This window comes from Serratia ficaria, from assembly GCF_900187015.1.
Taxonomy (GTDB): domain Bacteria; phylum Pseudomonadota; class Gammaproteobacteria; order Enterobacterales; family Enterobacteriaceae; genus Serratia; species Serratia ficaria.
Map to the genome: position 1 here is coordinate 1597988 of NZ_LT906479.1, position 25880 is coordinate 1623867.

Consider the following 25880-nt stretch of genomic DNA (forward strand, 5'->3'; position numbering starts at 1 on the left):
GGTAACGCGTGCTAAAAGCCACGGCGGGCGCGCAGCGCGCCCGCCGTGGCGGGGAGGGGTCAGGAAACGTGCTGCAGGAACTCCTGCAGGCGCGGGCTCGGCGGATGATTGATCAGATCGTGCGGATTGCCGTCTTCGGCGATCCGTCCTTTGTCGATGAAGATCAGGCGCGACGCCACTTTTTCGGCAAAGCCGACTTCGTGGGTAACGATCACCATGGTCATGCCTTCCTCCGCCAGATCCTGCATCACCTTCAGCACTTCATGACGCAGTTCCGGATCGAGCGCGGAGGTCGGCTCATCGAACAGCATCATTTTCGGCTTCACCGCCAGGGCGCGGGCGATCGCCACCCGCTGTTGCTGGCCGCCGGACAGCTCGGACGGATAATGGTGCGCACGCTCGGCCAGGCCGACCTTGGCCAGCAGCTCACGCGCCAGCTTTTCCGCCTCCGACTTTTTCAAGCCGCGAACGCGAATCGGGCCGAAGGCGACGTTTTCCAGCGCCGTCAGGTGCGGGAACAGGTAGAACTGCTGGAATACCATGCCGGCTTCCTGACGGATCAGGCGATCGTCCACCTTGGGATCGTTGGCCTTCAGGCCGTCGACGATCAGATCGCCGCCGGTGATCTCTTCCAGTTTGTTGATGCAGCGCAGCAGGGTGGATTTGCCGGAGCCGGAAGGCCCGATAATCACCACCACTTCACCCTGGTCGATTTTCAGATCGATATTGTGCAGCACCTGGGTTTGGCCAAAGTGCTTGGAGACGTTTTTAAATTCAATCACAGGATTTTCATCCTTCTTTCCAGACGACGCAGCACGAAGCTCAGCACCAGCGTAATAATCAGATAAATAACCGCCACGGCGCTCCAGATTTCCAGCGCGCGGAAGTTACCGGCAATAATTTCCTGCCCCTGGCGGGTCAGTTCCGCCACGCCGATCACGATGAACAGCGAGGTGTCTTTAATGCTGATGATCCACTGGTTGCCCAACGGCGGCAGCATGCGGCGCAGCGCCAGCGGCATAATGACGTAGCGAATGGTTTCGCGCCGCGACAGGCCGAGCGCCAGGCCGGCTTCGCGGAAGCCGTTGTGGATCGACAGCACCGCACCGCGGGTGATCTCGGCGATGTAGGCGCCGGAGTTGATCATGATGGTGACCACCGCGGCGCTGAACGGGTCGATGCGCAAGTCGGTAAAAGCCATCGGCAGGGCGAAGTAGATGAACATCACCTGCACCACGATCGGCGTGCCGCGGATCACTTCGATAAACACCAGGGCGATATGGTTGGCGATCCAACCGCCGTAGGTACGGGCAAAGCCGGCGACGAGGCCGATGATCAGGCCGCCAATCAGACCGAGGACCGAAATCCACAGGGTCATTTTGGCGCCTTCCAACAGAATGGGGATGGCGGGCCAGATGGCGCTCCAGTCGAACTGCATGATATTTCTCCCGGTGATCCCAAACGTGGGAATCGGATGCAACAAAGCGCAGGGGGTTAAGCTACCCCCCTGTGCTTAAGTCAATAGTTTGCCAACGTCTGAATTACTTAGGCTCGGTACCGAACCATTTCTTGTAGATTTCGTTGTAGGTGCCGTTGTCGCGCAGGGTTTTCAGCGCGCCGTTCACTTTCTCGCGCAGCGCGTCGCTGCCTTTCGGGAAAGCGATGCCGTATTGCTGAGCCTCCAGCGAGTCGCCTACGGTTTTGAACTTGCCGGCGCCGGCGGTCTTGATGAAGTACAGGATGTTTGGCGTATCGTGCAGCACGGCGTCAGCGCGTTTGGTGCCCAACTCCATGTAGGCGTTGTCGATGTTCGGGAACTGACGCAGATCCTTGGTTTTAATGTGCTGTTTGGCGTAGTCCACCGAGCCGGTGCCGCTCTTCACCGCCACCACTTTGCCGTTCAGATCGTCGATGCTTTTCACGCTGTCGTCGTTGGCGTTAACCATCACCAGCAGGCCGCTTTTGTAATAGCCGTCGGAGAACTCGATGGCTTTTTTACGTTCGTCGGTGATGGTGATGCCGGCCAGCGCCAGGTCCACGTTCTTGGTCTGCAGGGCAGGAATGATGCCGCTGAAATCCATGGGCTTCAGGGTGTAATCCAGCTTCAGTTCCTTGGCGATGGCGGCCCACAGGTCGATATCGAAACCGACGTATTTATCGCCCTGCTTGAATTCGAAAGGAACGAAGGCGGTGTCGGTGGCGACCACCAGTTTGTCTGCTGCGTGGGAACTTACGGCAAAGGCCAGGGAAAGTGCGGCCAGGGAGACTTTAAAAATTGACTTCATGAGAGGAATTCCTGTACAGGTTGCGGATTACCCATTTTTTATATTGCAGTTGGTGCCATGAAAAAATCGTGCCATGTTTTCAACTACTATAAAAACAAAGAGTTGTAGCCGGATGTTGTGCCTGATAGGCGAATTATTATTTTTATGCACCAGTCCGAGGCGCCAAAATGGTGCATAGGATTTATCTTGGTGCACTGGGCTATCATTAACCAAATAATGGGTGTGAAACAACCGATAGTTAACGGTTTTGCTTCAATATTGATAACTAACTCTAACTTTCCTGACGCAATGATGTTGCATCTGGTGCAAGAGTGTTCGACGGGAGGGGGCGCCGCGCCAAAAATCTTAGCGCAGCTGGCTGTCTTTGCTGCCGCGGCGATTGTACAAACTGCCGGCGGAGTGTTTTTTATCCAGTGCGGTCTGGCAGGCCAGACAAAAACGCACGCCTTTCAGCGCCTGCCGGCGCGCCGGCGGGATTTCTTCGCCGCATTCCTGACAATAACGCTCGCTTTCGCCGCGGCCCAGCGCCTCGCGCGCGCGTTGCACCGCATCGTCTACGGTGGAATCGATTTGATCCTGTACGGCGCCGTCCGCCGCCCATCCGCTTGCCATAGTGACCTCCCTGCAAGGTTGCCTCTCTGCTTAATATGGGACGTTTTTCATACAATGCAACCGCGATGCAAAAGAAAACAGGCCGGGGCAAAGCCCGCAGCCTGTCGAACGGCCCTTGAACCCGGGCTGCGTTGATGATGCGCCAAATGGCGTTATTCGATGTTGGACTCGATAAACCACAGGAACTTGTCCAGATCGCGCGACGCCGCGGTGAACATGTCGGCGGTGTCTTCATCTTCCACTTCGGTAATCGCCTTGCGGATGTCGTTCGCCACCGCACCATAGCGGTCGGCCAGCGCTTTCAGGTGTTCCTGTACGCTGTGAATATGGGTCGGGTAGCTTTTCAGCGGCGTTTTGTCATTAACCACCTGCACCGTGCCCAGGGCTACGCCACCCAGCTGCACCACGCGTTCGGCGAAGGTGTCCTGATGGTCGATGATGGCGGTGCGGAAGCCGTCCAGCATTTCATGAACCGCAATGAAGTTGGCGCCGCGCATGTTCCAGTGCGCCTGTTTGGTGATCAACGACAGGTCGATGAACTGCACCACCTGGTGGTTTAGGGCCTTGATGGCGGCCAGTTTGGTTTTTTCGTCGAGATCGTTGCGGGTGTACAGCAGGTCAGAAGATTTCGTTTTCACCAGTTTAGCGGTACTCATATCAGATATCCTCTTGATTAGTCGTTGTCCTATTTTGTTGCCGCAATAATTATAGCAGTCACGGTTATTTTTGCAGGACGAAAATGGCTATCGGATAAATAGGCCTGGCCGAACGAGATAATAGCAAATAAAACCTGCGTGTTATTATTTTTATTTGTAATTAAATGAATTTAAACGAAATGTTTTTTAATTTTCCTGTGGGTGGTTTTAAGGGGAATAGAGGGTTTCATTTGTGATGCGGTATTTTCTTCCCGATCTTTCATATGGGTAAATAATAGGATGCCAGCCTGTTGCCAGTCTGTTAATTGGGCGGAGATTCATATTGATAGCGCGCAACCTGGCGGCTAAAATGATCCGTTTGGCCCTCAGATCCCCCATAATTCTATGAAAATTAACGTGGTCGGAACCAGCGGCAGCGGCAAAAGCACCCTGGCCCGCAAGCTGGCGGAAAAGCTTGCCGTTCCTTATATCGAGATGGACAGGCTGTATTGGCGGCCTGACTGGCAGGGCACGCCCGATATCGAGTTTTTCCCGCGGGTTGAGCAGGCGCTGGCCGAAGCGGGAAGCGGTTGGGTGCTTGACGGCAACTATACGCGCACCCAGGCAATCACATGGCGTGAGGTCGACTGGGTGGTGTGGGTCGACTACGGCTTTTGCCGCACGCTGTATCAGGCGGTGCGCCGGGCGATTCGCCGTGCGGCCACGCGCGCCGAACTGTGGCCGGGTACCGGCAACCGGGAGAGCTTCCGCCGCTCTTTCTTTAGCCGCGACTCGATTATTCTGTGGACCTTCAGGACCTACCGCGAGAATCGGGTGAAATATCTGGCGGAGATGCGGCGCGCCGAGGGTAAGGTGCGCTTTATACGCCTGCGCTCGCCCCGGCACGCCGCGGCCTTTTTACAGAGCCTGCAGGTCAAACGGCCAGGATAAAGCGCGGCATATTCTCGATGGCCGCTCAGGAGAGTTTTTCGATTTGCGGCTTGGGCCTGATGGTTAAGGTCGACCCCATGGAGGCGGCGATGATTGCCGCCAGCGCCAGCCATTGTACGCCGGTCAGGTGTTCGTTGAGGAACAACATGCCGGAAAACGCCGCCATCGCCGGTTCCAGGCTCATCAGCGTGCCAAAGGTGCGCGCCGGAATTTTCGGCAACGCGATGATTTCCAGCGAATAGGGCAGCGCGGTGGACAGAATGGCCACCGCCAGCGCCACGGGCAGGATATCAACGTTCAGCAGTGCGCTGCCGGTTTGCCAGGCGCCGATCGGGCAAAATACCAGGGCGGCGATCAGAGAGCCGACGGCGACGGTGCCCGGCCCGTGGTCGCCGCCGGCCTTCTGACCAAAGATAATGTAGACGGCCCAGCAGGCGCCGGCGCCGAGCGCGCAGGCGGCGCCGAAGGGATCGATGCTGGCGACGCCATGCCCCAGCGGCAGCAGGAACCACAGGCCGACGATCGCCAGCGCCACCCAGAGAAAATCGATCGGCCGGCGCGAGGAAAACATGGCGACCGCCAGCGGGCCGGTGAACTCCAGCGCCACGGCAATGCCGAGCGGCACGGTGCGCAACGACAGATAGAACAGGTAGTTCATCGACCCCAGCGCCAGGCCGTAAATCAGCAGCGGCAGGCGGCTGCCTGCGGCGAAGCGCATCCGCCATGGCCGAAAGATAACGAACAGGATCAGCGTGCCGATACCCAGGCGCAGCGTGGTGATGCCTTCGGCGCCAACCAGCGGGAACAGGCTTTTGGCCAGCGACGCGCCGCCCTGAATAGACACCATGGCGATGATTAACAAGCAGATGGGCAGCAGCGTGGACGACGCCTTGCCGGTTGCAGATGAAGACATCCTTATAGGCCTTTTATGTGCCTCCCCCAGCCTTGGGAAGACGCGTGAGATACGGAGGCGAGCAGTGTAAATGAAATGGGGTAAATCTGTCTGAGAAAAGGCGTGCGGGGCGGTGAAATACGCCGTGGTTTGACCTGTTGCCAGTGGCTTTGTTCAAAAAGTGCGCATTTTTTTAAGAATTGTCTGGATATTAAATTGGTGATTTTTGTCACAGAAAGACGTAGAATACGGCCGAAAATAGAGCGAAAATAAGCAGATACGCTGTTCTTGAAATCTTCTGTTACACGATATAAAGCATTAGACACTCAATTCAAGGCAGAGTTTCACGCTATTTTTTGTTATATTTTCAAAGCATGAACAAATGGATGTACTTAATAATAAAACGCGTTTGAGGTGGTTATGAAAAAAATTGCATGTCTTTCCGCAGTAGCAGCTTGCGTATTAGCAGTTAGCGCAGGTACCGCATTCGCTGGTCAGAGCACCGTATCCGCTGGCTATGCGCAGGGTGATCTCCAAGGCGTTGCTAACAAAGCCGACGGTTTCAACCTGAAGTACCGTTACGAGTTCGACAACAGCCCACTGGGCGTGATCGGTTCCTTCACCCACGTGGAAAAGGATCGTTCTCAGAACGGTTACTACCAGAAGTCCCAGTATAACTCCATCACCGCAGGTCCAGCTTACCGTTTCAATGACTGGGCGAGCATCTACGGTGTAGTTGGTGTTGGCTACGGCAAAAACATCGACAACGCTCAAAGCGGCAACGACCGTAACGGCAACAGCGACTACGGCTTCACCTACGGTGCTGGCCTGCAGTTCAACCCAATCCAGGACGTTGCTCTGGATGTTGGTTACGAGCAGAGCCGTATCCGCAGCGTTGACGTTGGCATCTGGAGCGTTGGCGTAGGCTACCGTTTCTAAGATTTCCCCACGCCTGAGGGCGTGAGCGTGCGGCACTTTAGGCCGCGCCAGATAAAAATCCGCCTTCGGGCGGATTTTTTTTTGCCTGCCGCCCGGGCCGGCGACTATTTGCCCAGCTTCTGCGCCGGCTGCGGCGAAAACCGGGCGCTGCGAGCGTCGCGTTCGTAGCCCTGGGGCTGGGTGAGGATGGCGTACAACTCTGGGCGGCGGCCAAGGATCCAGCGGCGGCCGGTGCTGAGCGGGATCAACGACAGATCGAGATCGGCGATCACCATGCGGTCCGCCGCCGCCCAGGTTTCCGCCAGAATGCGGCCGTAGGGATCGAGGATCATGGCGTTGCCGGTGCGCACTTCGTCGTCATCGCGCCCCACGCCGTTGCTGAACAGCACAAACAACCCGTTGTCGTGCGCGCGCGCCGGCAGCCAACGCATCAGCCAGCCGCGGCCGTGCTCGCCGCGAAACGCCGTCTCTATCGCCTGCGGGTTTTCCGCACGTTGCTGCCACAGCGCCAGCGGGATGGGCTTCATGCCGTGCGGGCTGCGCGAATGGGTGCCGCCGGTCTGGTGCGGCGCCAGCAACACTTCAGCGCCCAGCAGCGCCGTGGCGCGCACGTTTTCCACCAGATTGTTGTCCCAGCAGATCAGCACCCCGACCCGCACGCCCCACGGCGTATCGAATACCGTAAAGCCCTCGCCGCTGGCGATCGCCGGGTGTTCGAAGGCATGCAGCTTGCGGTGCAGGTGCAGCTGGCCGTCGGGCAGGCAGACGGCGTAGGCGTTGTAACAGTTGCCGTCATCGCCCAGTTCGATCAGGCCCACGCCGATCGCCATATTGTAGCGTTCAGCCAGCGGCCGAATGCGCGCCAGGGAAGGGCTGGCGGCGATGGGCTCCGCCAGCGCGCGCACTTCGGCCTCGGCGAGATGGCGTACGTGCCAGTAACCGGTGATGGACATTTCCGGAAAGGCCAGCAGTTGGATCCGTTCGGCGGCGGCCTGGGCGATAAAGCCCTCCATCACCTTCAGGTTGTAGTTCTTGTCGTTGGCGCGGTGCTGGAATTGCACCGTCGCGGCGCGCAGGGTGGCGGTCATTGGCGTTACCTTCGATTGGGGTCCTGCGTTGATTACAGCAGGCCGATTGATTACTGTATAATCAATTAAATTCCTCTTTTGATAACCTGATGGAATGGATATTCGACAACTGCGCGCCCTGGTGGCGCTGGCCGAACAGGGCAACTATCGACAGGCGGCGAACCGGCTGTGCATCACCCAGCCGGCGTTGAGCAAGCAAATCCAGGCGCTGGAAACCCAGCTTGGCGCCCGGCTGTTTGAGCGCGGGCGGCAGGGCGCGCAGCTCACCGCCAGCGGGCAGCGGCTGTACCCCGAGGCGCGCGCGCTGGTGGAACAGCATGTGCAGTTTCAGCAGCGTGCGCGGCGGGTGGTGCAGGGAGAGGCGGGGCGGCTGGCGCTGGGGTTTGGCCTGTCCAGCTTCGATCTGGCGCCCAGGCTGGTGGCCGCCTTTCGCCGGCGTTTTCCGGAGGTGGCGGTCGGGCTGGAGGATCTGCCTTCGGAACGGCAATATCAGATGCTGCTGCAGGGCGAACTGCAGGTGGGGTTCGTGCGCCTGCCGGTCAACGGGCCGTTGCGCGGCGTCGCCTTGCTGAGCGACAGGCTGGTGTTGGCCGCGCCGGCGGCGCTCGGGCTGCGGGCCAATGCGGTGATGGCGCAGTTTAACCAACTGCCGCTGTTGCAGCTGACCCCGAAGCGCGGGCGCGGATTGAGCGACCAGTCGTTGCGGTTTATCGCCGCCCATCGGCTGGCGCCGAACGTGGTGCAGCAGGCCGGGGATATTCAAACGTTGCTGGCGCTGGTCGCCGCCGGCATCGGCGTGGCCCTGTTGCCGCAAAGCGTGACGCATATCGTCCCGGCGGGCATCGACATGCTGCCGTTGAGCGGCGAGGAGACGGAGTGGCAGGTCGGCATCGCCTGGGACCCGCAGCGGCCTGACGCGCTGCGGGATAATTTTGTTCAGGCGGCGCTGGCCGCCCGACAAGGCTAACCGCGATTATAGCGGGCAGCGCATCACCGTTATCGGGTTGTGATGATATTCGCTGCGGTGGCTTTCGGTGAAGCCGACCTTGCGCGCCAACGCCAGCGAAGCCCGGTTTTCCGGAGAAATAATGCACACCGCGTCGTCGCCGGGTAAATAGGTTTTCCCCCAGGTCAGGGCCGCGCGCAGGGCTTCGGTGGCGTAGCCTTTTCCCTGGGCTGTGCCGATCAGCGTCCAGCCCATTTCCGGCGCATCGAGCGCCGGGTCGATATCGCGCTGAAAGTTGGAAAAACCGATGCTGCCGAGGTATGCGCCGCTGCTGCGTTCGCGCACCGCCCAATAGCCGTAGCCCAGCAGCGCCCAGTGCCCGACGTAGCGCATCAGGCGGCCCCAGGAGTCTTCGCGGTCGCGCGGCGTGCCGCCGATATAGCGCACGACCTCAGGATCGGCCCATAGGGCGGCCAGGGCATCAAAGTCGTCGAGCGTATGCGCGTCCAGCCGTAAACGCTCGGTAAGCAGCGTCGGCGCGGCGGTGATAGGGATCATTATTCTGCTCCTGCACAAAGTGAAAGGCGGTGACCAACGCCGCCAGTATGCCAGAGAAGTTACACCATCAGCCACAGCAGCCAGGTGAACAGGAAGCCGCTCAGGCCGAGCAGGGTGGTCAGCACCGTCCAGGTCTTCAGGCCGTCGGCGACCGACAGTCCAAGGTAGCGGGTGACTATCCAAAAACCGGAGTCGTTGACGTGCGACAGCCCCAGCCCGCCGAAGCAGGTGGCCAGGGTGACCAGCACCAGCTGCAGGTGATTCAGGCCGCTGACCGCTTCCGAAAGCAGGCCGCCGGTGGTCAGGATCGCCACCGTGGCCGAACCCTGCGAGGCGCGCAGCGCCAGCGAGATGATAAAGGCGGCGGGGACCAGCGGCAGGCCGATGGTGGTCAGCACCTCCGCCAGCGCCTTGCCGACGCCGGATTCCACCAGCACTTTACCGAATACGCCGCCGGCGCCGGTGACCAGGATCACCACCGCGGCGGTCGGCAGCGCGGCGCCCATCACGTCCCCGGCGTGCTGCAGGCTCCAGCCGCGGCGTAGCGCCAGAAAATAGAACGCCAGCATCAGGGCTATCATGAGCGCCACCGCCGGAGACCCCAGCAACGTCAGCGCGTCGCGCAGCGCCGAGCCCGGTTGCAGCAGGGTGGCGGAAACCGTGCCCAGCATGATGATGGCGATCGGGATGACGATCAGCGCGGCCACCAGCCCGGCGCCCGGCGGATTGATGCGATCGCTGAGCGGCGCCCGCCCCTCCGCGGCCGGTTCCGGCGCCGCCAGCTGCAGCTGTTCCAGCACCTCTATCGACAGCGGATAGGCTTTGCGATTGAGGTATTTCGCCGCGAAGTAACCAATCACCCCGACCGGGATGCAGATGCCGAGGCCGATAATGGTCAGCCAGCCGATATCGGCGTTCAGCAGGCCGGCGGCGGCCACCGGGCCCGGGTGTGGCGGCAGCGCGACGTGCACCGTCAACATGACGCCGGCCATCGGCAGGCCGAACTTCAGCGGCGATACTTTGGCCACCTTGGCGAAACCGTAGATGATCGGCGCCAGAATGATAAAGCCGACGTCGAAGAACACCGGGATGCCGAGGATGAAGGCGGCGAGAGTCAGCGCGGCGATGGTGCGTTTCGGGCCCAGCGCCTGGCTGAAACGCTGCGCCAGCGATTCTGCGCCGCCGGAATGTTCGATCATTCTGCCGAGCATGGCGCCGAGGCCGATAATGATGGTCACCGAGCCGAGCACGCCGCCCATGCCTGCGGTCATCACTTTCATCACTTCACCGGTCGGAATGCCGCTGGCCAAAGCGACCAGCAGGCTGACCACCAGCAGGGCGACAAACGGCTGAATTTTCGCCTTAATCACCATCAGCAACAGCAGCACCACACCTAATACGGCAATCATCAACAGCATAGAGGTAGACATGGGATAGCCCTTTATCGGGTAAGCGTCAGGCACCGCGATCGCCGGTCGGCGATACGGGTGCGTATAATTTTTATAGGGTTAAATCACCGGTGTTGGCGGACTACCTACAGGTAAGGCCTGACCCAATCGAGCCCGGCGGCGGTATCGGCGCGCGGCCGGTATTCGCAACCGACCCAGCCCTGATAACCGAGGGCGTCCAGCTGGGCGAACAGCCAGGGATAATTCAGCTCGCCGTCGTCCGGCTCATGGCGCTCCGGCACCGAGGCTATCTGGATATGCGCGTAGCGCCCGGCCAGCGAGTTCATCAGCCCGCTGATATCGCCATCCACCAACTGAGCGTGGAATACGTCAAACTGGATAAACAGGTTCGGGCGGTCGACCGCCGCCGCCAGCTCCGCCGCCTGATGCTGGCTGGAAAACAGATAGTCGGGCTTGACCTGCGGGCTGAGGGCCTCAATCAGCACCTTGATCCCATGCTGGGCGAAGGCGTCGGCGGCATACCGGAGGTTGCCGATAAAGGCGTCGCGGTAGCGCCGGCGGTCTTCGCCCGGCGGAACAACGCCGGCCATCACGTGCACGCAGGGGCAACCCAGGGCAATGGCGTAGCTCAACGCGCGGTCGATATCGGCGCGCGCGTCCCGTTCGCGGCCCGGCAGCGCCGCCAATCCCCACTCGCCGGCGGCCGCATCCCCCGGCGCGGTGTTGAACAGCACCTGCCGCAGGCCGTTGTCGCGCAGCTTTTCCGCCAGCAGTTCGGCCGGATATTCATAGGGAAATAAAAACTCCACCGCTTTGAAACCCTGCGCGGCGGCGGCTTCGAAGCGCGCGAGGAAAGGCACTTCGTTAAACATCGTCGATAAATTGGCGGCAAATTTAGGCATGATTCAGCTCCGTAACTCGGCTATTTCGTCATCGGTCAAATAACGTATCGGGCGGTCGCCGAGGGTGAAAATCAGCTTCGCCGCATCTTCCATCTCTTCGGCGTTGTCCGCCGCCGCGCGCAGATCCTTGCCGGTCACCACCGGCCCGTGATTGGCCAGCAGAAAGGCGCGGTGATTCGGCGCCAGCCTGGCCAGATCCTCCGCCAGCCGCAGATCGCCGGGCCGATAGTAGGGCACCACCGGCACTTTGCCGACCCGCATCACCACGTAGGGCGTGAATGGCTTGATGGCGTTTTCGCTGTCCAGCCCCCGCAGGCAAGAGAGGGCGGTGAGGTAGGTACAGTGCAGATGCACCACCGCTTTGCATTCCGGGTTGTTCAGATAGAGCGCACGGTGAAAGCTGATCTCCTTCGACGGTTTGTCGCCGGACAGCCAGTCGCCGTTCAGGCTGACCTTGGACAGCCGCTCGGCCTGCAGTTCGCCCAGGCAGGAGCCGGTCGGCGTCGCCAGCAGCGTGCCGTCCGCCAGCAGCAGCGACAGATTGCCGGCGGAGCCGGTGGCGTAACCGCGCTGAAAGAACGAGGCGCCGAGGCGCACCATCTCTTCGCGCGCCTGCTGTTCGGGGGTTGATGTCATACTGGAAACTCCGTTTGCGCCCGGGCGAAGAAGTTTTCGTCGCCGAAATTACCCGATTTAAGGGCCAGTGAAACCGGTTGTCCGATGGCGCGCACCCAGGGCACGCCGGGAGAAATGCCGGGGCCGATATGAAAACCGCCAATGCCGAGCGCCTGCGTCACCACGCCGGAGGTTTCGCCGCCGGCGACGATAAAGCGGCTGAACCCCCGCTGCCGCAGCCGTTTCACCAGCTCGGCGAACAGGGCTTCCACCGCCTGGCTGGCGGCGGCGCCGTATTGCCGCTGCGTCTGTTGCAAGGCCTCCGGCGCGGCGGTGGCGTACAGCAGCGGGGCGAGGGCGTCGGCCGCGTGGCGCTGCGCCCATTCCGCCAGCTCTTCGGCGTAGGCGGCGCGATCGGTTTCGTTCAGACAGCGCGTTACCTCCAGCGCCTGCGCCGTCGCCTGCTGACGATAACGCGCCACCTGCCGCTGGGTCATGGTGGAGCAGGAGCCGGACAGCACCACCGCTTTCGCGCCCTGCGGCGCGCCGGCGGCCTGCGCCGATTTGTCTGCTGGCCGCGCCGCGTGGCGGGCGATGCCGATCGCCAGGCCAGAGCCGCCGGTCACCAGTTTCATGGTTTTCAGCGCTTCGCCCTGGGTCAGCAGATGTTGCTCGTTGAGCGTATCCAGCACCGCATAGCGCACGCCCTGCTGCGCCAGCCGCCGCAGTTTTTCACTCACCGCTTCCGCGCCGCGGTCCATCTCGGCCGCGCTCACCAAACCGCAGCGCCCCGCGGCCTGCGCCTCCATCAGCCGCAGCAGATTGCTGTCGGTCATCGGCGTGACCGGATGATGGCGCATGCCGGATTCCGACAGCAGCTGCTCGCCGACGAACAGATGGCCCTGATACACCGTCCGGCCGTTCACCGGCAGCGCCGGCGAGATCACCGTCAGATTTTCGCCCAGCGCGTCGAGCAGCGCATCGGTCACCGGGCCGATATTGCCCTGCGCGCTGCTGTCGAAGGTGGAGCAGTATTTGAAGTAGAACCGCCGGCAACCTTGCTTTTGCAGCCAGGCCAGCGCCTGCAGCGATTGTTCTACCGCCTGGGCCGCCGGGCAGGAGCGAGATTTCAGGCTGATGACCACCGCCTGCGCGTCGGGCGGAGCCTCATCCTGCGGCACGCCGTTGAGCTGCACCGTCGGCAGGCCGTTCTCCACCAGAAAACTGGCGATGTCGGTGGCGCCGGTAAAGTCGTCCGCTATGATGCCGAGCTGCATCAGAGATCCTCCTTCTTCTGTGGCAGGTCGATGCCGGAAAAGATCTTGATCACCGCGCTGTCGTCTTCTTTACCGTAGCCTGCGTTGCTGGCGGCGGTAAACATGGTGAAGGCGGTGGAGGCCAGCGGCAGCGGGAAATGCAGCGCTTTGGCGGTGTCCGCCACCAGGCCCAAATCCTTGACGAAGATATCAACCGCCGATTTCGGCGCATAGTCGCCGTCGACCACGTGGCGCATGCGATTCTCAAACATCCAGGAATTGCCGGCGGCGTGGGTCACCACGTCATACATCACGTCGAGAGGAATGCCGGCGCGCGCGGCCAGCGCCATGGCCTCCGCCCCGGCGGCGATGTGCACCCCCGCCAGCAGCTGGTGAATGATTTTCACCGTCGCGCCCAGGCCAATGTCTTCGCCGATGCGGTAGACCTTGCCGGCGATGGCGTCCAGCACCGGCTGCAGCCGGTCGAAGGCGGCCTCGGCGCCGGAGGCCATCACCGTCAGCTGGCCCTCCTCCGCCTTGAGCGCGCCGCCGGATACCGGCGCGTCCAGCATATGCAGCCCCAGGGGCTTCAGCTGTTGCTCTATCTGTTTGGCATCGTCGGCGGAAAGGGTGGACGAGACCATCAGGGGGATGCCGGGTTTGAGCCGGGGCGCCAGGCCGCGCTCGCCAAACAGGATCTGTTTCACCTGGGCGGCGTTAACCACCAATAGCAACACCGCATCCAGTTCGGCGGCGAAGGCGTCGGCGCTGGTCGCCGCCTGCGTGGCGCCGGCCTGCCGCAGCGCCGCCAGCGCCTGGGGGTTAAGATCGACGCCGTAGGTGGTCAGCCCGGCGCGGATGCACGACTTCGCTGCGCCCATGCCCATCGCGCCCAGCCCGATCACGCAAACTGAATATTGCCCTGGCACTGTCATGTCATACCTCTGTTAATTTTAGTGATAATTTGTTTTGTTGTGTTAAATGTAAGCGCTTTTGTGGCGCTTATCCGCGATCGTCATCACAATAATTAACAATCAAAAATAACACGCACCGTTTCGCTCGCAGAGGAGTTTTTATTTATTTCTTTAACTTACATGGCATTAAGAATGCAGCCATCACGCTTCGCCGCTTCGCTGCCCGAATAATTATCGCTGTCGCCGAACGAAAATTGACGTAAAATCACAATTATTATCACTGCGGCACGGAGAGGGAACCTTGATACCTGTAGAACGCCATCAACAAATTCTAGCGCTGGTGTCCGAACGCGGCGTGGTGAGCATAGCCGAATTAACGGAACGGCTGGGGGTATCGCACATGACTATCCGCCGGGATCTGCAAAAGCTGGAGGAGCAGGGGGCGGTGCTGGCGGTGTCGGGGGGCGTGCAGTCGGCGGAGCGGGTGGCGACCGAGCCTTCCCATCAGACCAAGGAAGGGCTGTTCAGCCGGCAAAAGGCCGCTATCGGCCAACTGGCGGCGCGGCAGATCCCGCCCAACAGCTGCGTTTATCTGGATGCGGGCACCACCACGCTGGCGCTGGCCAAGCACATCAGCGAACGCGAGGATCTGACGGTGGTGACCAATGACTTCGTGATTGCCGGGTTCCTGATCGAGCACAGCCAATGCCGGATCATTCACACCGGCGGCACCGTCTGCCGCGAAAACCGTTCCTGCGTCGGTGAAGCGGCGGCGCAGGCGTTGCGCGGGCTGTTTATCGATTTGGCGTTTATTTCCGCCTCGTCCTGGAGCATGCGCGGCCTGTCGACGCCGAACGAGGACAAGGTGATGGTCAAGAAGGCGATTGTCGAAGCCAGCCGGCGCTGCATTCTGCTCAGCGACACCTCGAAATACGGCAAGATAGCCACCTACCTGGCGTTGCCGATCGCCGCGTTCGACGCCATCATTACCGACGACGGCCTGCCCGCCGCCGCGCGCGAGGCGATTTCGCAGGCGGATATTACGCTGATGACGGCGGGGGAATAGAGGGAAAAAAACAGGCGGCGATAAGGTCGATTTGACGGTGGAGCGGCGGATAAGCGGCCCGCCCCATTGCCGTTCGCCGCCGACGGCGGCGGCGCAAAACTAAATGCCGCTGAACCAGTTATAGCCCTGATCTTCCCAGTAGCCCCCCGGGTTGACGTCGCTGACGAAAATGGCGGCGATGTGCTTGGCGTTCTTGAACCCCAGCTTGGTCGGCACCCGCAGGCGCAGCGGATAACCGTAATCCGCCGGCAGCGGCTTGCCGCCGAAGTCCAGCGCCAACAGGGTCTGCGGGTGCAGCGCCGTCGCCATGTCGATGCTGGAGTAGTAGCGATCGGCGCACTTGAAGCCGACGTAGCCGGCGGTCAGGTCCGCGCCGACGTGCTGCAGAAAAGTGCGCAGCGGTACGCCGGCCCACTGGCCGATGGCGCTCCAGCCCTCGATGCAGATCAATCGGGTGATCTGGCTTCGCTGCGGCAGCCGCTGCAGCTGTTCCAGCGTCCAGGGCGCTGGTTTCGCTACCTTGCCCGAGACCTCGAGCCGGTAACCGGCGAGATCGACCTCCGGCACGTTGTACTCGGGGTAAAAGGCGTTGAACGGAAAGGGGTCGGTGATCTGGTCGGGCCGGTAGGTTTGCGCCAGCCGCTGGCCGCTGAACAACCACGCCTGCACCCGATCGTTCCAGCGCGACATGGCCCACAGCACTTTATCCACCTGATCGCCATCCTGCAGGTTGCAGCCGGTCAGCATGGCGATGCCGCCCAGCGTCAGTCCGGATCGCAACATCAAGCGGCGCTGCAGGTTCACTAACCGTTTCTTTTGCGCCGGTTCCAGGGTTGGCGCGGCGGGACGCGCTTTTTTCTCACTCATGCTTGCCTCCCGTGATCATCGCCCACAGCGTGCGCGGCACCAGGATCACCATCAAAAGGTGGATCACCACAAACAGGCCGATGCCGGCCATGGCGAAGAAGTGCACGTAGCGTGCGGTATCAAAGCCGCCGAACAGCGCCACCAGATGCTGCAGCTGCACCGGTTTCCAGATGGCCAGCCCGGAAAGCACCAGCAGCCCTCCCAGCGCCAGCACCCCGAGATACATCAATTTTTGAATGGCGTTATAGCGGCCCTGTCGGTGCTGCAGGCGCAGCGTCAGCGCCTGCAGGATATCGCGCCGCAGCGCGCCGGCGCCGAGCGGCAACAGGTCGCGGCGAAAATGGCCGCTGAACAGGCTCCACAGCAGATAGCACAGCGCGTTGAGCGCCAGCAGCCACATCACCGCCAGATGCCAGCCAATCGCGCCGCCCAGCCAGCCGCCGAGCGTCATCTGCGGCGGGAAGCGGAAACCGAACAGCGGCGAGGCGTTATAGATTTCCCAGCCGCTCATGAACATGCAGATCATGGCGAACAGGTTAACCCAGTGGGTAATACGGACCGGCCAGCGATGCGCCGGCCGCGGCGCGTTGGGGGTCATCATCGTCTCCCTGATTACATCGGCGGCACGGTGCCGTCTTTGCCGGCGGAAATGCGGGTGGCGACGCGTTGGCCCTGGGCGTCGGCGGCGGAGAACAGCACGATGTGCACGCCCGGCTTCAGCAGGCTGAGATCGCCCGGATCGAGGGTGACGATCGGTACGTCTTCCGGTACGGCGACGGTTTTCTGCTGGTTGCCATAATTGACGGTCAGCGTGCGGCCGTTGGATTTAACCAGCTTGCCGACGGTGCCGTTGGTCATGGTGTCCACCTTGCCGTCGGCCGATTCCCAGGCGGAATGCCCTTCGCCGGTGCCGCGCAGGCTGGCGGCGAACACGTGCACCTCCAGCGCCTTCAGGGTGCCGTCCGGCTGCGGCACCGCCGCGGTGCCGATAAAGCTGTCGGGTTTGATGTCGTCCAGCGTGGCTTTCGATACGCTCAGCACCTTGGTCTGCTGGTTAAGCTTGACGCTGATTTTTTCTCCCTTGCGGTCGGTGAGCTGCAGGCTGCTGTCGGACACCTGATCGATGGTGCCGCGCAGCGGCGCGATGACCTTGCCAGGCGCCTGAGCGGCGGCGGCCGCGCCGCTGCACAGCAGCAGGCTGGACAACAGTAAACCGGCGATACGATGACGGGTAATCATAAAGTTCTCCTTGAATGGGTTTGCCGCTTAAGCATGGTTGAACAATAGGGACAGCACCATGGCCGTTTGATGACATTAATGTCATCAAATTTGTCCGCCGAAACTGCTAGTATTTTTGCAGGCGTAACGAGGTGGCGAGCATGCGAATACTGGTGGTTGAAGACGATACCAGCACGGGGAATTACCTGAAGAAAGGGCTGGGTGAAGCGGGGTACAGCGTCGATCTGGCGCGCAACGGCACCGACGGGCTGTTCCGGGCGCTGGAGCATGGCTACGACGCCATCGTGCTCGACGTGATGCTGCCGGGGCTGGACGGCTGGCAAATCATCGAGGTGCTGCGCAAGAAAAGCGACGTGCCGATCCTGTTTCTGACCGCGCGCGACGGCGTGCAGGACCGCATTCACGGGCTGGAACTGGGCGCCGACGATTATCTGATCAAGCCGTTTTCCTTTACCGAGCTGGTGCTGCGTCTGCGCACTTTGCTGCGCCGCGGCCCGGTGCGCGAAGCTGACCATTACGCCATCGCCGATCTGCAGCTCGACGTGCTGCGCCGCAGGGCGGTGCGCCAGGAGGTGGTGATCCCGCTGACCAACAAGGAGTTCATGCTGTTGCACCTGCTGGTGCGGCGCGAGGGCGAAGTGCTGTCGCGCACGCTGATCGCCTCGCAGGTGTGGGACATGAACTTCGACAGCGACACCAACGTGGTGGACGTGGCGATCAAACGGCTGCGGGCCAAAATCGACCGGCCGTTCGACATCAAGCTGATTCATAGCGTACGCGGCATCGGCTATGTCTGCGAGCCGCGTTCATGAGGGGGCTGGCCCAACGCTGGCGCAGCCTGTCGCTGACGCTGCGCACCGCCGTGCTGTTCGCGCTGGTGGCGGCGCTGGTGGTGAGCGGCACCGGCTGGTATCTGTTCAGCGCCATGCGGCAGGAAATGACCCTGCGCAGCGATCTGCAGGTCACCGGGCGAGTGGAGTATTTTCGCCATTTGCTGAGCCAGCGCTTTCCCCTGGCCCGGCTTACCGCCAATACCGGCCTGTTTGAAAACATGCTGGGCAACGAACAGGACGTGCTGATTTTTCAGCATCCGGGGCAACAGCCGCTCATCAACGTCAATCCCGCCAGGCTGGCGCTGCCGCCGATAACGCCGACGCCGGCCGATCGGCCGCAGACGCTGGACGCGATGCGCGGCGGTGAAACCGAACGGGGCGTGCCGCTGCGCGCGGCCTCGGCGATGGTGCGGCTGGAGGACGGCAGCCTGCTGCAGATTTCCGCCGCGCACGTGATGGTCAACGAACAAAAGATGCTGGCGCGCTACCTGTGGCGCATCGTCGCCGCAGTGGCGGTGGCGTTTCTGTTGATCGCGCTGTTGGGGTACGGCGTGATGCGCCGGGGCCTGAGGCCGCTGTGGAAGATGGCGGCGCAGGCGGCGGTGATTACGCCCAACACGCTGTCTACCCGCCTGAGCGAGCAGGGCGCCCCGCAGGAGCTGCGGCAGCTGACCCGTTCGTTCAACGCCATGCTCGATCGCCTGAATGCGGGCTACCAGCGGCTGACGCAGTTCTCCGCCGATCTGGCGCATGAGATCCGCACGCCGGTCGGGGCGCTGATGGGGCACTGTCAGGTGGCGCTGTATCAGCCGCGCAGCGTGGAGGAATACGAAACCCTGTTGTCGAACAACATGGAGGAGCTGGAGCGCATTTCACGCATGGTGGAGAACATTCTGTTTCTGGCGCGCGCCGGCGAAGCGCAGTCGGTATTGAACTGCAGCCGTCTCGACCTGGGGCAGGAGCTGCGGCGGGTCGCCGACTATTTTGAAGGGTTGGCGGAAGAGCGCGGCATGACCCTGAGCTGCGAAGGCGAGGGGACGCTGTGGGCGGATGGCATGCTGTTTCAGCGGGCGCTGAGCAATCTGGTGGCCAATGCGGTGCGCTATGCCGATGAAAACAGCCGGATACGGCTGTGGGTAGGCCGCGAAGCCGGCGCAACGGCGGTGCGGGTGATCAATCAGGGGCCGCCGTTAGCCGCCGCGCATCTCGACAAGCTGTTCGACAGGTTCTACCGCGCCGACCCCGCCCGCAGCGCCGGCGTTCACGCCAGCGGGCTGGGGCTGTCGATCGTGCGCGCCATCATGACGCTGCACGGCGGCGAGGTCAGCGCCGAATGCATCGCCGGCGAACCCTCGGCGCGCATCACCTTTAGCCTGATATTCCCCCGGGCCGATTAATCCTTCGCTGAACAGCGGCATCGATTAACGCGACGGAATGGCGAAGCGGAAGCAGGCGCCTTTTTGCGCCTGCTCGACCAGCTGAATGTCGCTGCCGTGCAGTTGCAAAATGCGCCGTACGATCATCAGCCCCAGCCCGCCGGCATGACGGCGCGCGCCGCTCAGGATCGACGGCCGCACGAACAGGTCGGCGCGCAGCGCCTGCGGAATGCCGGGGCCGCTGTCGTTAACCTGCACCAGCACCCGGTCTCGCTGCTGCCACAGACGCACGCCGATCTCGCCACCCTGCGGCGTATGGCGAATGGCGTTGTCCAGCAGGTTGGTCAGCACCCGTTCGATCATGCTCAGATCGGCGAACACCGGCGGAATGCCCGGGGCGATATCGGCGCGCAATCGCTGATGCCGCGCCTCGGCCGCCAGCTCGAACTTCTGGAACACGTCCTGCACCAGCTCGCTGAGCGAAAACGGCTCTTTCTGCGGCTTGACCGCGCCGTACTCCAGCCGCGCCAGTTCGAACAGCGCCTGCGCCAGTTTGCCCACCTTGCGGCTTTGCGCCAGCGCGGTCTCCAGGTAGCGTCGGCGATCGTTCTCGCTCAGGCTGGCCGATTTTACCGACAGCGTTTCCAGATAGCCGTGCAGCGAGGTGAGCGGGGTGCGCAGATCGTGAGAAATATTGGCGATAAATTCGCGCCGCTGCTGGTCCTGCTGCGACAGCGTCTGCCACTGTTCGGCGATGCGCAGCGCCATGCTGCGAAACGCCTGTTGCAGCTGGCTTACCTCGTCGCGCCCCGCCGCGACGGCCGGCTGAGCGGCATAGGCCTGCACCGCGGCGATGCCGCCGCTGTCCAGGGCGCTGACCTGGCGGGTCAAACGGCGGATCGGCCGCGTCACCCAGCGGAAGGCGAAAGCGCCGGCCAGCAGGACGAACAGCACCATCACGCCCGATGACCACAGCGCCATGTGAACCGCCGAGCTGAACTGGGCGTTGCTGGCCAACGCGGTATAATCCTCGCCGAGCAGCACCACATACAGATAGCCTTCAATCTGGCCGTTGACCTTCAGCGGCGCGGCGCTGAACACTTTTTTGCCGGCGGGGCTGCGCGGATCGTCGCCGTACACCGGCATGCGCGCGCCGTCGAGCAGCGCCTGCAGCGGCAGCAGATCGACCTTTTGCCGTTTCAGGCGGCCTTGCGGCGCGGCGTTGCCGATGATGTGGCCCTGTTTATCGAGCAGGTAGACCTCGACGCTCGGATTCACCGCCATCAGCTGATCGAACAGGGTATGCACCGACTGCGGGTTCAGGCCGTCCCGGCCCAGCAGCGGGTTGCTGGCGGCGATGTGCTGCGCCAGGTTGCCGGACAGCCGCTGGATCACCGCCTGGCTGTATTGGGTGCTGCTGCGCACCTGCATCCAGCCGGAAAAGGCGCAGCTGATCACCATCAACAGCGTGAAGATCAGCGTCAGGCGTTGCGCTAAGGTAAGATTTTTCATGGTTCACTCTTGCGGCGCGGCCGCGAATTTATAGCCCATGCCCCACACCGTGAGGATGCGCTCGGGTTCCGCCGGGTTGCTCTCTATTTTGATGCGCAGCCGGTTGATATGGGTGTTCACCGTATGCTCGTATCCCTCGTGCCGATAGCCCCACACCTGGTTCAGCAGGCTGAGGCGCGAAAACACCTTGCCCGGATGGCGGGCGAAGAAATACAGCAGGTCGAACTCGCGCGGCGTCAGATCGACGGACTGCTGATTCAGCTGCACCTCGCGGGCGATCGGGTCGATGGTCAGCCCGTCGAAACTCAGCGTGCCGGCGTCCATGCGCAGGTTGCGGCTCATCGCTTCCTGACGGCGAAACAGCGCCTTGACCCGCGCCACCAGCTCCAGCATCGAGAAGGGCTTGGCCAGATAGTCGTCGGCGCCCAGCTCCAGCCCCAGCACGCGGTGCACCTCGCTGGAGCGCGCGCTGGTGATGATGATCGGCGTATAGCGCGTCATGTTGCGCGCCCGGCGGCAGATCTCCAGCCCGTCGACGCCGGGCAGCATCAGATCGAGGATCAGCGCGTCCCAGCCGCCCTGTTCCAGCATCCTCATGCCCAGGTTGCCGTCGGCGGCGTGGCTGATGTCATAGCCTTCGTCGCGCAGATGCAGCTGCAGCAGCTCGGCGATGTCGCCGTCATCTTCAACGATCAAAATTCTCTTCGCTTTTTCCATCTTTCCCCGCCGCTGATTGCCTGATCCTCTCTGAAGTCTACACAAGCGCCGCGGGGGGAGTTATCACATTTTATTTAACTTTGCGTGAGGTCTTGGGGAACAAATCCGCGGAATACTTCGCTCATCGCAACCTTGGCCGCCGGGAGAACACCATGAGCATGTCCGTTACTCAGACCACGCCGCCGATCGTGCATCCGCGGTGGCTGCGGTTGACGCACTGGCTGAATGCGCTGGCGATGCTGATCATGGTCACCAGCGGCTGGCGCATCTACAACGCATCGCCGCTGTTCAACTTCAGCTTTATCAACGAGCTGACGCTCGGCGGCTGGTTGGGCGGGGCGCTGCAGTGGCACTTTGCCGGCATGTGGCTGTTTGGCGTTAACGGGCTGTGCTACCTGTTGATCAACCTGTGCAGCGGCCGTTTCAAGCGCCGCTTCTGGCCGCTCAGCCCCGGACGCTTTTTCGCCGACCTGGCGGCGGCGCTGCGCGGCCGGCTGCGGCACGCCGACCCGCGCCATTACAACATGGTGCAGCGCGCGGCCTACCTGTTCGCGATGGCCGACAGCGTGCTGCTGGCGCTTTCCGGCCTGGTGCTGTGGAAGTCGGTGCAGTTCCCGCTGCTGCGCGAGCTGCTCGGCGGCTACGAGGCGGCGCGTTATATCCACTTTTTCGCCATGTCGGCGCTGGTGGGGTTTGTGGTGATCCATCTGGTGATGGTGGCGCTGGTGCCCCGCACCTTGCTGGCCATGCTGCGTGGGCGTTAAGGAGATGACGATGAAAACCGATAAGCCCTCTGTCACCCTGAGCGAAGGCCAGGCGATCGTCAAAGAGGCGCAGCGGCTGCTGGGGGCTTCGTCGCGCCGCCGCTTTTTGCGCAACGGCCTGACGCTGGGCGGGGTGGCGATGCTCACCGGCTGTGACCTCAGCGGCAACGCCAGCGTCGAACAGGCGCTGAGCCGCATTTCCGGCTTCAACGATCGGGTGCAGGGGTGGCTGTTCAACGCCGACCGGCTGGCGCCGGTGTACCCGGAATCGATGATCACCCGGCCGTTTCCGTTCAACGCCTTCTACGGCGAAGAGGATGCGCCGGAGATCGACGGCGACGATTATCGGCTGCAGGTGGCCGGGCTGGTGCTGGACAAACGCGACTGGACGCTGGCGCAGCTGCATCGCATGGCGCAGATAGAGCAGGTGACGCGCCATATCTGCGTCGAAGGTTGGAGCGCCATCGGCAAGTGGGGCGGGGTGCCGTTCGCGGCGTTTCTCAAGGCGATCGGCGCGGACCTGCAGGCCCGCTACGTCGGCTTTAAATGCGCCGACGACTACTACACCAGCATCGATATGGCCACCGCGCTGCATCCGCAGACCATTATGGCGTTGACCTACGACGGCCGGATCCTGCCGCGCAAATACGGTTATCCGATGAAGCTGCGCATGCCGACCAAGCTGGGCTACAAGAACCCGAAACACATACAGGTCATCGAGGTCACCAATCGCTTCCCCGGCGGCTATTGGGAAGACCAAGGTTACAACTGGTTTGGCGGCAGCTGACGGCGGCCGCAAACCTTCCCCGACACCTCAGGTGTCTTTTACCCGCAAGAAGGAAATACCATGAAAAAGTTATTCGCAATGATGATGTGCAGCGCGTTGATGTTGGGCGTAGCCGGTGCCAATGCCGCAGACGGCATGGGCAAGGACGCGATGAAGAAGGACGGCATGAGCCAGATGTCGCACGACGGCATGGCGAAAGACGGCATGAAAAAGGATGCCATGAAGAAAGACTGCATGGGTAAAGACTGCATGAAGAAGGATCACATGGGCAAGGAGGCGATGAAAAAGGACGGCATGAAAAAGGACGAAATGAAAAAGGATGCGATGGGGCAGTAATAAAAAAGGCGCAGTTTAAACAACTGCGCCTTTCGGCCGTGCCTGCGCCTGTTACATATCCGGGAAGGTCAGGGTGTTGCCCGGCGCTTCGCGGTGAATATGCAGGAAGTTCAGGTGTTTCTCGTACTGGTCGAGAATGTCGCCAATCACCTGTTCTTTGCTGTAGTCCATCAGGTCGTTGCCCTGGGTGCCTTCCATCAGGAAGGTTTCCAGCCGGTAGTAGTGCGATTTGCCGGAGCGGGCGCGGTAGGTGAAGCCCGGCACCGAGTAACGCATCGGCCAGATCTGGTAGATGAAGTTCTGCTCCTCGCCCAACCGCACCAGCAGTTCCAGGTGGTTCAACCGTTCATCTTCCGCCGGCGGCACCTCGGTGAACTCCACCTTCGCGCCGCGCAGCTCCAGCTCGCGCGCCACGTCCTGCATCGCCGGGCGGCACACTTTATCCAGCATCTTCTGCGTGTACTGCGTGCCCGGGTAGTTCATCACCCGCGACAGGCGCTGTTTCCAGTTCAGCACGTCGTGGCTGGAAACCGGCACCGGCGCCAGGGTGCTGAGCGCGCTGGCCCTGCGGTAGTCCTCGACCCGCAGCGATTTGTACAGTCCGGCCATCACGAAGAAGATCACGAAGCTGAACGGCAAGCCCATGATCACCGTGGTCTTCTGCAGCGCGGGCACGCCGTCGGTCATCAGCATGCCGATGGTCAGCAGGCCGATCGCCACCGACCAGAAAATCCGCAGCCAGTTCGGCGCGTCGTTATTGATGTCGGCCAGGCGCGAGGTGAAGTTGCCCAATACCAGCGAGCCGGAGTCCGCCGAGGTGACGTAGAACAGCAGGCCGGTGATGGTGGCCACCGAGGCGCTGAAGGTGAAGCCCGGGTACTGCGCCAGCAGGCTGTAGAAGCCGCGCTCCGGGTACTGCATCACTTCCTGGGCGAATTCGGCGTTGCCGTGAATGATCTGGTACAGCGCGCTGTTGCCGAAGATCGACAGCCACAGCAGGGTGAACACGAACGGAATGATCAGCGTGCCGACCACGAACTGGCGAATGGTGCGGCCGCGTGAAATACGCGCCAGGAACAGGCCGACAAACGGCGACCAGGCCACCCACCAGGCCCAGAAGAACAGGGTCCAGTTGTTCATCCATTCCACCGGGCGATCGAAGGCGAAGCTGTTGAGCGTCATGCCCATAAAGCGGTTGATGTAATCGCCGACGTTGAGCACCAGCGCGTTCAGCAGGAACTCGGTGTCGCCGAAGAACAACACGAACAGGATCAGCCCCAACGCCAGCAGCACGTTCAGCTCGGACAGGATGCGGATGCCCTTATTGACGCCGGAAGTCACCGAGATGGTGGCCATGATCACCGACAGCAGGATCAGCGAACCTTGCACCGTCAGATTTTCCGGCACCTGGAACAGCACCTTCAGGCCGTAGTTCAGCTGCACCACGCCGATGCCCAGGGTGGTGGCGATGCCGAAGATGGTGCCCAGCACCGCGGCGATATCCACGCTGTGGCCGATCGGGCCGTTAATGCGCTTGCCGAAGATCGGGTACAGCGCCGAGCGGATGGTCAGCGGCAGGTTGTAGCGGTAGCTGAAGTAGCCGAGGGCGATGCCCATCAGCGCGTACATCGACCAGCCGGTGAGGCCGTAGTGGAACAGCGTCCACACCATGGCCTGGCGCGCGGCCTCGAGCGTTTGCGCGTCGCCCTCCGGCGGCATCATGTACTGGGTCACCGGTTCGGCGACCGAGAAGAACATCAGGTCGATGCCGATGCCGGCGGCGAACAGCATCGCCGCCCAGCTCATCAGGCTGAATTCCGGTTTGGATTGCTCAGGCCCGAGCTTGATGGAGCCGAAGCGCGAGGCGGCGATAAACACCACGAACACAATGTACAGGGTGGCGGCCAGCAGGTAGTACCAACCGAAGGTGGTCGACACCCAATTCAGGGTTCGGGTGATCCAGCGCCCGGAGAAGTCGGTGAAAAAGATGGTCATCAGCGAGAAGGCCAGGATCAGCCCCGCCGACGTGAAGAAAACCACAGGGTTGAGGCGATCCTGCTGCGGTTTTGAGGAGGTTTCGCGTGTTGTCATCGTCATCCTCTGATCTGAGTAAAATCGTGTTCGCACCCTAACCTGAACGACGCGCAGGCGTCGCCCGGAAAAAGCGCGAATAAAGGCGGCGGCAACCATCATTCTGCTTGCCAAATATTGCCGCTTTGCCTGTTAACGAAACAAGAAACTGTTTCGTGGCGGGAACCGCTTAGGGCCACTGATTTTGGTCAGATTCGTTAATTACCTCACAAAAATCAGCCAGTTCCACAACCGAAAAGTACAAAATTGTAACCAGGCGGCAATAAAATATATGCAATTTTTATTGAACG

At 61.7% G+C, this 25880-nt stretch carries 28 protein-coding genes; 9 read left to right on the plus strand and 19 right to left on the minus strand.

Annotated elements, in window-relative coordinates:
- Positions 1 to 59: 59 nt before the first annotated feature.
- The 5 genes from glnQ to dps all read right to left on the minus strand — a co-directional run bounded on the left by glnQ (position 60) and on the right by dps (position 3553).
- The gene (gene glnQ / locus CKW09_RS07635) at positions 60 to 782 is read right to left on the minus strand and encodes a glutamine ABC transporter ATP-binding protein GlnQ (protein ID WP_061797612.1); all 723 of its coding nucleotides are present in this window, start codon (positions 780 to 782) and stop codon (positions 60 to 62) included.
- Positions 779 to 1438, minus strand: coding sequence for a glutamine ABC transporter permease GlnP (glnP, locus tag CKW09_RS07640; RefSeq protein ID WP_061797610.1), 660 nt, complete (start codon positions 1436 to 1438; stop codon positions 779 to 781). Before glnP ends, glnQ begins: the two co-directional genes overlap by 4 nt.
- 103 nt (positions 1439 to 1541) lie before the next feature.
- Complete coding sequence (gene glnH / locus CKW09_RS07645) at positions 1542 to 2285, minus strand: glutamine ABC transporter substrate-binding protein GlnH (RefSeq protein ID WP_061797609.1); 744 nt, start codon at positions 2283 to 2285, stop codon at positions 1542 to 1544.
- A 345-nt stretch (positions 2286 to 2630) separates the two neighbouring features.
- Positions 2631 to 2897 carry a DksA/TraR family C4-type zinc finger protein gene (locus CKW09_RS07655; protein ID WP_061797608.1) on the minus strand — a complete coding sequence of 89 codons (267 nt, stop codon included), beginning with the start codon at positions 2895 to 2897 and terminating at the stop codon, positions 2631 to 2633.
- A gap of 152 nt (positions 2898 to 3049) precedes the next feature.
- A complete protein-coding gene (dps, locus tag CKW09_RS07660) occupies positions 3050 to 3553 on the minus strand; it encodes a DNA starvation/stationary phase protection protein Dps (RefSeq protein WP_061797607.1) in 504 nt (167 codons plus the stop codon).
- A 384-nt stretch (positions 3554 to 3937) separates the two neighbouring features.
- Here dps and CKW09_RS07665 point away from each other — a divergent pair, with 384 nt between their 5' ends.
- A complete protein-coding gene (locus tag CKW09_RS07665) occupies positions 3938 to 4483 on the plus strand; it encodes a P-loop NTPase family protein (protein ID WP_095096478.1) in 546 nt (181 codons plus the stop codon).
- 25 nt (positions 4484 to 4508) lie between these two features.
- On the opposite strand, the gene rhtA is transcribed toward CKW09_RS07665, so the two are convergent.
- The gene (rhtA, locus tag CKW09_RS07670) at positions 4509 to 5396 is read right to left on the minus strand and encodes a threonine/homoserine exporter RhtA (protein ID WP_061797605.1); all 888 of its coding nucleotides are present in this window, start codon (positions 5394 to 5396) and stop codon (positions 4509 to 4511) included.
- A gap of 399 nt (positions 5397 to 5795) precedes the next feature.
- Here rhtA and ompX point away from each other — a divergent pair, with 399 nt between their 5' ends.
- Complete coding sequence (ompX, locus tag CKW09_RS07675; protein ID WP_061797603.1) at positions 5796 to 6314, plus strand: outer membrane protein OmpX; 519 nt, start codon at positions 5796 to 5798, stop codon at positions 6312 to 6314.
- A 104-nt stretch (positions 6315 to 6418) separates the two neighbouring features.
- Here ompX and CKW09_RS07680 read toward each other — a convergent pair whose 3' ends face one another.
- Positions 6419 to 7402, minus strand: coding sequence for a nitrilase family protein (locus CKW09_RS07680; RefSeq protein WP_095096481.1), 984 nt, complete (start codon positions 7400 to 7402; stop codon positions 6419 to 6421).
- Between the two features lie 94 nt (positions 7403 to 7496).
- Here CKW09_RS07680 and CKW09_RS07685 point away from each other — a divergent pair, with 94 nt between their 5' ends.
- Complete coding sequence (locus CKW09_RS07685) at positions 7497 to 8369, plus strand: LysR family transcriptional regulator (RefSeq protein ID WP_095096487.1); 873 nt, start codon at positions 7497 to 7499, stop codon at positions 8367 to 8369.
- 6 nt (positions 8370 to 8375) lie between these two features.
- On the opposite strand, the gene CKW09_RS07690 is transcribed toward CKW09_RS07685, so the two are convergent.
- The 6 genes from CKW09_RS07690 to ltnD all read right to left on the minus strand — a co-directional run bounded on the left by CKW09_RS07690 (position 8376) and on the right by ltnD (position 14023).
- Positions 8376 to 8906: a GNAT family N-acetyltransferase gene (locus CKW09_RS07690; RefSeq protein ID WP_061797600.1), complete on the minus strand. Its 531-nt coding sequence runs from the start codon at positions 8904 to 8906 to the stop codon at positions 8376 to 8378.
- A 59-nt stretch (positions 8907 to 8965) separates the two neighbouring features.
- Positions 8966 to 10336: a GntP family transporter gene (locus CKW09_RS07695; RefSeq protein ID WP_061797599.1), complete on the minus strand. Its 1371-nt coding sequence runs from the start codon at positions 10334 to 10336 to the stop codon at positions 8966 to 8968.
- A 104-nt stretch (positions 10337 to 10440) separates the two neighbouring features.
- Positions 10441 to 11217, minus strand: coding sequence for a 2-oxo-tetronate isomerase (otnI, locus tag CKW09_RS07700; protein WP_061797597.1), 777 nt, complete (start codon positions 11215 to 11217; stop codon positions 10441 to 10443).
- Positions 11218 to 11220: 3 nt separating this feature from the next.
- Positions 11221 to 11853 carry a 3-oxo-tetronate 4-phosphate decarboxylase gene (gene otnC, locus CKW09_RS07705; protein ID WP_061797595.1) on the minus strand — a complete coding sequence of 211 codons (633 nt, stop codon included), beginning with the start codon at positions 11851 to 11853 and terminating at the stop codon, positions 11221 to 11223.
- Entirely contained in the window at positions 11850 to 13109 is a 1260-nt protein-coding gene (otnK, locus tag CKW09_RS07710; RefSeq protein ID WP_061797594.1) for a 3-oxo-tetronate kinase, read from the minus strand. Before otnK ends, otnC begins: the two co-directional genes overlap by 4 nt.
- Complete coding sequence (gene ltnD, locus CKW09_RS07715; protein ID WP_061797593.1) at positions 13109 to 14023, minus strand: L-threonate dehydrogenase; 915 nt, start codon at positions 14021 to 14023, stop codon at positions 13109 to 13111. The genes otnK and ltnD overlap by 1 nt, the downstream gene beginning before the upstream one ends.
- A gap of 280 nt (positions 14024 to 14303) precedes the next feature.
- Here ltnD and ygbI point away from each other — a divergent pair, with 280 nt between their 5' ends.
- Positions 14304 to 15068 carry a DNA-binding transcriptional repressor YgbI gene (gene ygbI, locus CKW09_RS07720; RefSeq protein WP_061797592.1) on the plus strand — a complete coding sequence of 255 codons (765 nt, stop codon included), beginning with the start codon at positions 14304 to 14306 and terminating at the stop codon, positions 15066 to 15068.
- A 99-nt stretch (positions 15069 to 15167) separates the two neighbouring features.
- On the opposite strand, the gene CKW09_RS07725 is transcribed toward ygbI, so the two are convergent.
- From CKW09_RS07725 to CKW09_RS07735, 3 genes are read right to left on the minus strand one after another with little or no spacing between them, the layout of a single operon-like run.
- Positions 15168 to 15935 carry a molybdopterin-dependent oxidoreductase gene (locus CKW09_RS07725; RefSeq protein ID WP_061797591.1) on the minus strand — a complete coding sequence of 256 codons (768 nt, stop codon included), beginning with the start codon at positions 15933 to 15935 and terminating at the stop codon, positions 15168 to 15170.
- Positions 15928 to 16533 carry a cytochrome b/b6 domain-containing protein gene (locus tag CKW09_RS07730; RefSeq protein ID WP_061797589.1) on the minus strand — a complete coding sequence of 202 codons (606 nt, stop codon included), beginning with the start codon at positions 16531 to 16533 and terminating at the stop codon, positions 15928 to 15930. The genes CKW09_RS07725 and CKW09_RS07730 overlap by 8 nt, the downstream gene beginning before the upstream one ends.
- A gap of 14 nt (positions 16534 to 16547) precedes the next feature.
- Positions 16548 to 17174, minus strand: coding sequence for a hypothetical protein (locus tag CKW09_RS07735; RefSeq protein WP_095096494.1), 627 nt, complete (start codon positions 17172 to 17174; stop codon positions 16548 to 16550).
- Positions 17175 to 17314: 140 nt separating this feature from the next.
- Here CKW09_RS07735 and CKW09_RS07740 point away from each other — a divergent pair, with 140 nt between their 5' ends.
- On the plus strand, positions 17315 to 17986 hold the full coding sequence (locus tag CKW09_RS07740; RefSeq protein ID WP_061797587.1) for a heavy metal response regulator transcription factor: 672 nt from the start codon (positions 17315 to 17317) through the stop codon (positions 17984 to 17986).
- Positions 17983 to 19404, plus strand: a complete 1422-nt coding sequence (locus tag CKW09_RS07745) for a heavy metal sensor histidine kinase (protein ID WP_095096496.1) — start codon at positions 17983 to 17985, stop codon at positions 19402 to 19404. The genes CKW09_RS07740 and CKW09_RS07745 overlap by 4 nt, the downstream gene beginning before the upstream one ends.
- Before the next feature lie 24 nt (positions 19405 to 19428).
- Here CKW09_RS07745 and CKW09_RS07750 read toward each other — a convergent pair whose 3' ends face one another.
- Both CKW09_RS07750 and CKW09_RS07755 read right to left on the minus strand, forming a co-directional pair.
- Positions 19429 to 20895, minus strand: coding sequence for a sensor histidine kinase (locus CKW09_RS07750; RefSeq protein ID WP_061797585.1), 1467 nt, complete (start codon positions 20893 to 20895; stop codon positions 19429 to 19431).
- Positions 20896 to 20898: 3 nt separating this feature from the next.
- The gene (locus CKW09_RS07755; protein WP_061797583.1) at positions 20899 to 21612 is read right to left on the minus strand and encodes a response regulator transcription factor; all 714 of its coding nucleotides are present in this window, start codon (positions 21610 to 21612) and stop codon (positions 20899 to 20901) included.
- 152 nt (positions 21613 to 21764) lie between these two features.
- On the opposite strand from CKW09_RS07755, the gene CKW09_RS07760 reads away from it, so the two are divergent.
- From CKW09_RS07760 to CKW09_RS07770, 3 genes are read left to right on the plus strand one after another with little or no spacing between them, the layout of a single operon-like run.
- Positions 21765 to 22376 (plus strand): cytochrome b/b6 domain-containing protein, encoded by a 612-nt coding sequence (locus CKW09_RS07760; protein WP_095096498.1) that lies wholly within the window; start codon positions 21765 to 21767, stop codon positions 22374 to 22376.
- 10 nt (positions 22377 to 22386) lie between these two features.
- Complete coding sequence (locus CKW09_RS07765) at positions 22387 to 23163, plus strand: molybdopterin-dependent oxidoreductase (protein WP_061797581.1); 777 nt, start codon at positions 22387 to 22389, stop codon at positions 23161 to 23163.
- A 60-nt stretch (positions 23164 to 23223) separates the two neighbouring features.
- Positions 23224 to 23499 (plus strand): pentapeptide MXKDX repeat protein, encoded by a 276-nt coding sequence (locus CKW09_RS07770; RefSeq protein ID WP_061797580.1) that lies wholly within the window; start codon positions 23224 to 23226, stop codon positions 23497 to 23499.
- Between the two features lie 51 nt (positions 23500 to 23550).
- Here the strand turns inward: CKW09_RS07770 and CKW09_RS07775 are convergent, their stop codons facing one another.
- Complete coding sequence (locus CKW09_RS07775) at positions 23551 to 25590, minus strand: choline transporter (RefSeq protein WP_061797578.1); 2040 nt, start codon at positions 25588 to 25590, stop codon at positions 23551 to 23553.
- Between the last annotated feature and the right edge of the window lie 290 nt (positions 25591 to 25880).

Coding starts and splice junctions, on each gene's coding strand:
- glnP (WP_061797610.1), bottom strand. CDS start 1,438: ATGCAGTTCGACTGGAGCGCCATCTGGCCCGCCATCCCCATTCTGTTG.
- glnH (WP_061797609.1), bottom strand. CDS start 2,285: ATGAAGTCAATTTTTAAAGTCTCCCTGGCCGCACTTTCCCTGGCCTTT.
- CKW09_RS07655 (WP_061797608.1), bottom strand. CDS start 2,897: ATGGCAAGCGGATGGGCGGCGGACGGCGCCGTACAGGATCAAATCGAT.
- dps (WP_061797607.1), bottom strand. CDS start 3,553: ATGAGTACCGCTAAACTGGTGAAAACGAAATCTTCTGACCTGCTGTAC.
- CKW09_RS07665 (WP_095096478.1), top strand. CDS start 3,938: ATGAAAATTAACGTGGTCGGAACCAGCGGCAGCGGCAAAAGCACCCTG.
- rhtA (WP_061797605.1), bottom strand. CDS start 5,396: ATGTCTTCATCTGCAACCGGCAAGGCGTCGTCCACGCTGCTGCCCATC.
- ompX (WP_061797603.1), top strand. CDS start 5,796: ATGAAAAAAATTGCATGTCTTTCCGCAGTAGCAGCTTGCGTATTAGCA.
- CKW09_RS07680 (WP_095096481.1), bottom strand. CDS start 7,402: ATGACCGCCACCCTGCGCGCCGCGACGGTGCAATTCCAGCACCGCGCC.
- CKW09_RS07685 (WP_095096487.1), top strand. CDS start 7,497: ATGGATATTCGACAACTGCGCGCCCTGGTGGCGCTGGCCGAACAGGGC.
- CKW09_RS07690 (WP_061797600.1), bottom strand. CDS start 8,906: ATGATCCCTATCACCGCCGCGCCGACGCTGCTTACCGAGCGTTTACGG.
- CKW09_RS07695 (WP_061797599.1), bottom strand. CDS start 10,336: ATGTCTACCTCTATGCTGTTGATGATTGCCGTATTAGGTGTGGTGCTG.
- otnI (WP_061797597.1), bottom strand. CDS start 11,217: ATGCCTAAATTTGCCGCCAATTTATCGACGATGTTTAACGAAGTGCCT.
- otnC (WP_061797595.1), bottom strand. CDS start 11,853: ATGACATCAACCCCCGAACAGCAGGCGCGCGAAGAGATGGTGCGCCTC.
- otnK (WP_061797594.1), bottom strand. CDS start 13,109: ATGCAGCTCGGCATCATAGCGGACGACTTTACCGGCGCCACCGACATC.
- ltnD (WP_061797593.1), bottom strand. CDS start 14,023: ATGACAGTGCCAGGGCAATATTCAGTTTGCGTGATCGGGCTGGGCGCG.
- CKW09_RS07725 (WP_061797591.1), bottom strand. CDS start 15,935: ATGAGTGAGAAAAAAGCGCGTCCCGCCGCGCCAACCCTGGAACCGGCG.
- CKW09_RS07730 (WP_061797589.1), bottom strand. CDS start 16,533: ATGACCCCCAACGCGCCGCGGCCGGCGCATCGCTGGCCGGTCCGTATT.
- CKW09_RS07735 (WP_095096494.1), bottom strand. CDS start 17,174: ATGATTACCCGTCATCGTATCGCCGGTTTACTGTTGTCCAGCCTGCTG.
- CKW09_RS07740 (WP_061797587.1), top strand. CDS start 17,315: ATGCGAATACTGGTGGTTGAAGACGATACCAGCACGGGGAATTACCTG.
- CKW09_RS07745 (WP_095096496.1), top strand. CDS start 17,983: ATGAGGGGGCTGGCCCAACGCTGGCGCAGCCTGTCGCTGACGCTGCGC.
- CKW09_RS07750 (WP_061797585.1), bottom strand. CDS start 20,895: ATGAAAAATCTTACCTTAGCGCAACGCCTGACGCTGATCTTCACGCTG.
- CKW09_RS07755 (WP_061797583.1), bottom strand. CDS start 21,612: ATGGAAAAAGCGAAGAGAATTTTGATCGTTGAAGATGACGGCGACATC.
- CKW09_RS07760 (WP_095096498.1), top strand. CDS start 21,765: ATGAGCATGTCCGTTACTCAGACCACGCCGCCGATCGTGCATCCGCGG.
- CKW09_RS07765 (WP_061797581.1), top strand. CDS start 22,387: ATGAAAACCGATAAGCCCTCTGTCACCCTGAGCGAAGGCCAGGCGATC.
- CKW09_RS07770 (WP_061797580.1), top strand. CDS start 23,224: ATGAAAAAGTTATTCGCAATGATGATGTGCAGCGCGTTGATGTTGGGC.
- CKW09_RS07775 (WP_061797578.1), bottom strand. CDS start 25,590: ATGACAACACGCGAAACCTCCTCAAAACCGCAGCAGGATCGCCTCAAC.